Origin of the sequence: Metabacillus niabensis (genome assembly GCF_902829255.1) — a bacterium.
GTDB classification, from domain to species: domain Bacteria; phylum Bacillota; class Bacilli; order Bacillales; family Bacillaceae; genus Metabacillus; species Metabacillus niabensis.
Window position 1 is genome coordinate 1 of the sequence record NZ_CADEPK010000148.1, and the last position, 5,275, is coordinate 5,275.

5 protein-coding genes and 1 pseudogene are annotated in these 5,275 nt (G+C 33.1%); 1 reads left to right on the top strand and 5 read right to left on the bottom strand.

The genetic code is table 11. The features are described 5' to 3' along the window. The first annotated feature begins 92 nt into the window (after positions 1-92). A complete protein-coding gene (locus HU235_RS11815; protein ID WP_174880341.1) occupies positions 93-242 on the top strand; it encodes a hypothetical protein in 150 nt (49 codons plus the stop codon). A 605-nt stretch (positions 243-847) separates the two neighbouring features. Here the strand turns inward: HU235_RS11815 and HU235_RS11820 are convergent. The 5 genes and pseudogenes from HU235_RS11820 to HU235_RS11840 all read right to left on the bottom strand — a co-directional run. Further along, positions 848-1,315, bottom strand: a pseudogene (locus HU235_RS11820) (SDR family NAD(P)-dependent oxidoreductase); the annotation flags it as partial. Between the two features lie 482 nt (positions 1,316-1,797). Further along, positions 1,798-2,295, bottom strand: coding sequence for a PTS sugar transporter subunit IIA (locus tag HU235_RS11825; RefSeq protein ID WP_174880342.1), 498 nt, complete (start codon positions 2,293-2,295; stop codon positions 1,798-1,800). Positions 2,296-2,388: 93 nt separating this feature from the next. Further along, positions 2,389-3,186, bottom strand: a complete 798-nt coding sequence (locus HU235_RS11830) for an HAD family hydrolase (RefSeq protein WP_174880345.1) — start codon at positions 3,184-3,186, stop codon at positions 2,389-2,391. 454 nt (positions 3,187-3,640) lie between these two features. After that, a complete protein-coding gene (locus tag HU235_RS11835) occupies positions 3,641-4,375 on the bottom strand; it encodes an SDR family NAD(P)-dependent oxidoreductase (RefSeq protein ID WP_174880343.1) in 735 nt (244 codons plus the stop codon). Between the two features lie 176 nt (positions 4,376-4,551). Next, positions 4,552-5,130, bottom strand: coding sequence for a nucleotidyltransferase family protein (locus HU235_RS11840; protein ID WP_174880344.1), 579 nt, complete (start codon positions 5,128-5,130; stop codon positions 4,552-4,554). Positions 5,131-5,275: the final 145 nt, after the last annotated feature.

Genomic DNA, 5,275 nt, shown 5'->3' on the forward strand with positions numbered 1-5,275 from the left:
CCAATAAAGTAATAAGGTTTACTTCAGTAAAATAAGGTATATTATATTTGTAGAATAGATTTTCTTTAAGGAAAAAAAAGTAGGTGAACAAAGTGGGAAAATATCAATTGGATCATAAAGGTCAGGTAGCTGTGACGAAGTTTCATGAAAAACAAACACCTGCCAAATTTGATAAAAAGCAGCAACTTGAAAAACTTCGTGCGGAGTATTTGAAAAAGAAGCAAAAACAAACAGATAAATAATGTGAATGAAAACATAGGAAGACTAAAAACTCCCTATGTTTTTCTTATTCGAAGTTCTTTTTTCAATTTCGATAGTGAAACATTATATTCATCATAAAATATACTACGCATTCAAATAACATCTATTTGAGCTAACTTTGTGAAAGAATGTACTTAAAGCAACGGCTCCTTTAGTTTAATAAGAGTTATCTTTTAGAGCATGTTTTGATTTAATATTTCAAAACATGCTTTTATATTGGAATTACCTAAGAATTTAATGCAAGTGAAAATATCACCTAAACGTATGAAAATAACTCCTAAATTGACAGGATGTACTCTAATTAAACACAAAAATAAAAAGCATGCTAAACATGCTTTGAAAATTCTTATGCCCTACTTAACTAAAGCACCCGTTACTTTAAGTACATTTATTCACAAAGTAATCTTTTTTACAGGTCATTTAGTGGTAGCCCCAGGAAAATGAGAATTTACAACGTTAATCAAATTCAAACATAAAAAAGTCGAATTCCCTGTCCTTTAAGGAAAACGACTTTTTTATACGACTTCTTCAAGTAAATCCCCATTAACCTTTTTTGGGGACTATTTGTAATCTCTGCGCAGTGAAATTATACCTGTGCTAGCCCGCCATCTACGAACAATTCAACACCCGTCAAGTAACTGCTTTCGTCTGAAGCAAGGAAAGATACAGCGTTTGCTACTTCTTCAGGTGTCCCAACTTTTCCAGCTGGAACAGTATTTCTGCTATTTTCCAGTACCTCTTCAAGTGCATCACCAAAAAGCTCATCGTAGGCAGGTGTAAGAATACCTCCTGGACTAACCACATTTACACGGATTTCAGTACCTTTTAGGTCAAGAATCCAGTTGCGAACTAGTGCTCTTAATGCTGCTTTAGATGCTCCATATACACTAAACGCTGGGTTGCCAATTGATCCAGCAGTAGAGCCCGTTACAATAATAGAACCTACTTTGTCTGGGAATAGTGATAATGCTTTTTGAACAGTAAAGATGGTTCCTTTAACGTTAATGTCGAACGTTCTATCAACCTGCTCTTCAGTAATTTCACCTAAAGGTACTAGTCATCTTAAACAATACCTTCAGAATAAGGTTTAGGAATACTTGAACGCAAATCAAGATATAATGTACATAATGTAATACAGCATTACCTAAAACACGGAGGACTACTTTAGATTAGATGATTCTTCTTATTATTTTAACTTACTTAATTCCTATAGTATTTGTAGTTTGGTATCTGATATATTTTCTAAAATTACAAAAAGAGAAAAACAATATATTAAAAACTATTTCAGATGATACTATTAAAAATTAGTCGAGATAAACTCGGCTATTTTCATTGTTTAAACTTTCTCTTGTTATTCAATTATCCTGCCCTTTAGTTCAATAAGAAAAAACGATACTTTTTTATCGAAGTATCGCACCCTTTTCTTAAAGTACAACTTCTTCCCAATCTTGTAATTTATTGCATCCAAATCCTTATTTCTTTCTTATTACAGAAAAGAAGCATTCCTCTTTAAAGGAATGCCAACAAGTTCGCTTATTATTTTAATTTACAAGTAATAAGAAGATCTCCGTTAGATACATCTTGCTGAGCATTTTGAACAATGTTTTCTATTCTTTCATTAGTATTAGTTATAATAATTGGTGTTATAATCTCTTTGTTTTTACTTTTCAAAAAAGGGATGTCAAAGTTTACGAGTGGATCTCCTATATTAACTGATTGTCCTTGTTTTACAAGAACCTGAAAACCTTCCCCGTTTAGTTCAACCGTATCAATACCAATATGGATTAACAGTTCTAACCCGTTGTCAGATTTAATTCCAAGTGCGTGTTTAGTATGGAAAACCTGAACTACTTCACCTTTTACAGGGGCAGTAAGGTTTCCAAGCCTTGGTATGATTGCAATACCCTCCCCCATCATTTTTTGTGAAAACACGGGATCAGGAACATTTCCTAATGATACAACTTCTCCATCAAGGGGAGAATAAATTTCTTCATTCTCTGCTTTTACACTTTTTTTAAACAAGTTTTTAAACATACTAGTTCTCCTTTTACTTACCTAATAATCTTTGCGTTCTGTACTTAATATAAATAACAGAGCCATAGCATGCCACTATGACCCAATTCCTTTTTACTGTAAAGATAATATCTCAATGATCGTCTTCATAACAGCATCTTCTTCATTTGAACGGGTAATAAAATTGGCCGCATCCTTTAATTCTTGAACAGCATTTCTTACTGCGAAACTATACTTTGCACGAGTCATTAGTTCCAAATCATTGTAACCATCCCCGAATGCCATCGTTTCTTCAGGTGTAACATTCAACAAGCTCTGTAAGTGTTCAACAGTCGTACCCTTATGAACATTCGCATTTGCAATGTCAATCCAGGCTGCTTCCGATGCAACAATATAAGCTGATTCAAAAAATCGGGATAACTTTTCCCTAGTTTCGAAACATTTAAGTGCTGGATCATGAATGGTAATCTTAACAAAATCCTCTGTGATTTCATTAAAATCAGAGACTTGCCTCACTTGTGCATAGGATCTTCTGACAATAGCTGCTTCTTCAGGGGATAAAGTTTCTTTTATGACTGCACCACTTCTTGTACATGCAATAATGGTATGATCAAGACTGATTTCTTCAAGCAACTCAATAATTTCTAGACCCAATTTATTACTTAGCAAAGATTCGTAAACAAATTCTCCGTTATGCTTAATTCGAGTGGCGCTATCACCTAAAATCCATAAATCTTCTGAGTCATCACCAAATAATTCTTCTACACGCTCACATTGCTTCCCTGTAACAGGAGCAAAAACAACGCCTTTTTCTTTCAATACCTTTTTAACGTCCTTATACAGTTCTCTGTTAAAATCACCCATATTATTTAAGAACGTTCCGTCCATATCAGTTAACACCAATTTAATAATCTTGTTTCCCCCCTAATGTTATACCTTTAGTAATTAACTTATTAATTACATTTAATAAGTGTCCAAAAAAACTTATTAAATGTAATTAATAAGTAATATTGATATTGTATCATATGAAATTATGGTATAGAAACCAATAAAAATAACCTGTTATTATTCATTACGAAAGACAAACGTTACAGAGGTGAAACGTAGTGTTACATTTTAGGATAGTGTTAGGTTAGATAGGATAACCTCTTTATTCAATAAAAATGCCTCTTTAGTTTAAGTGTATTTCTTCACAATCTCTTCAGTATATCTACTATATAGGAAATTTTCTGTACAAAATATCATTTAAAGAATTTAAAACTAGCTGTACTCTAATCGAACACATAAAATAAAAAGCATGCAAAACATGCTTTCATATCGCTTCTAGCTTATTTACTAAGCCCCGTAATCAATAAGAAATTAAGAGCTACCTTAAATATCCTCCATTATTAATATCAAATGTTGCACCTGTATAATGCTTGGATTTTTCTGATAATAAAAAAACTACCGTATCAGCAACATCTTCAGGCATTACAGGTGTATTTATGAGACCGTGGGTTACATACTCCTCTTTTCTCCAATCAGGAATTGTAGCCATCATCGGGGTGTTCACCATCGTAGGAGCCACAGCATTCACTCTTATATAGGGTGAAAAATTCATTGCACAGCTTTTGGTCAAACCCAGTATAGCAGCTTTTGATAAGCCATAAATGGCATCAGAACTTCCTTCAATGCCTGAGACAGACGACATATTTACAATTACTCCCTGACGTTGAGTTTGAAACAACTTCTTGCCAAATAATTGTGTAAAATAAATAAACCCCTTTACATTAATATCTAGAACTCTATCAATTTCATTAACTTGATAGTTCATTATATTTTGAGCTAAATAAATTCCTGCATTATTAACTAATCCATTTACATCAGAATGTTCCGCTTCAACATATTCAAAAAATGTAACTACCTCTTCATATTTACTAACATCTAACTGGTAGGTATCCAAAAAATAAGCATCATCTAGTCTCTGCTTTAACTCAAGTAATGCTTCTGCATTAATATCACAAGCTATTACTGAAGCACCTTCATCTAAACATTGTTTTACAACCGCTTTTCCAATTCCAGATGCAGCACCCGTTACGATAATCTTCTTATTTTTCAGCACAAGCAAAACTCCTCACTATCCTATTTTATAGAAAATTGTATCATAAGAGTCACTCTCTACCTTCTACAAAAAACCTACCCTTGTTCTATAAAAAAAACGATACCTCGTTATGGAAGTATCGCTATCTATCATTCAAGGATAAATTTTGTAATTGTGCTTTAAAGCCAACTACAGCTTTACCAAGGAATTATCTCAAGCTTTGGCCACTTATCTTTCCATTTACTTGCTTTATTTCCAAAAATTTCTTTGGTCACCATACGTTTATTTGGCCTAACCACCAAGGAAAATAAATCATCCAATTGGTATGGCGCATAAATGCTGAATAAATCATTTTTCTCCATTCTTACTCCTATAGCAGTTGCGGTGGTTGGCCAGCTATCGATTGCAGCTTCAAGTGAAAGGTATGGTTTTATAGGAAAACCGAACTTACTTTCATACCACAAATGTACCCTTGCTTGATTTTTTACGTCCAACTTAAATTGGAAATCCCCAAGTTGACTTATAAGTTCAAATTTAAGTTCGTTCTCTCTTTCGGATGTGATATCTCCACTGTCATAATAAACGATATCGATGTCCGAAATACCATAATCTAAGGCATAACCAGATTTCTCATTCCAAATTGTGTTTGTGATACATCCTGCACCTACATAGTAATCGAATGGCAGATTTAATTTTTTTAGAACCTGCAAAACTCTTGTTAATGGTTCACTCTTCGAAATAGTTTCTACTAATAATTCTTCATAAATATTATTCATATTCTATCTCCATCGTTTTATTTAACTAACTTTAGCTGGTTTTCTGTTATAAACAAGTGCTTATCTCCCTTGGGATAAATCACTGGGTATCATCTAGTACCTACTATAATTACTATATCAATAAAATCTTTACACAATATTTTTT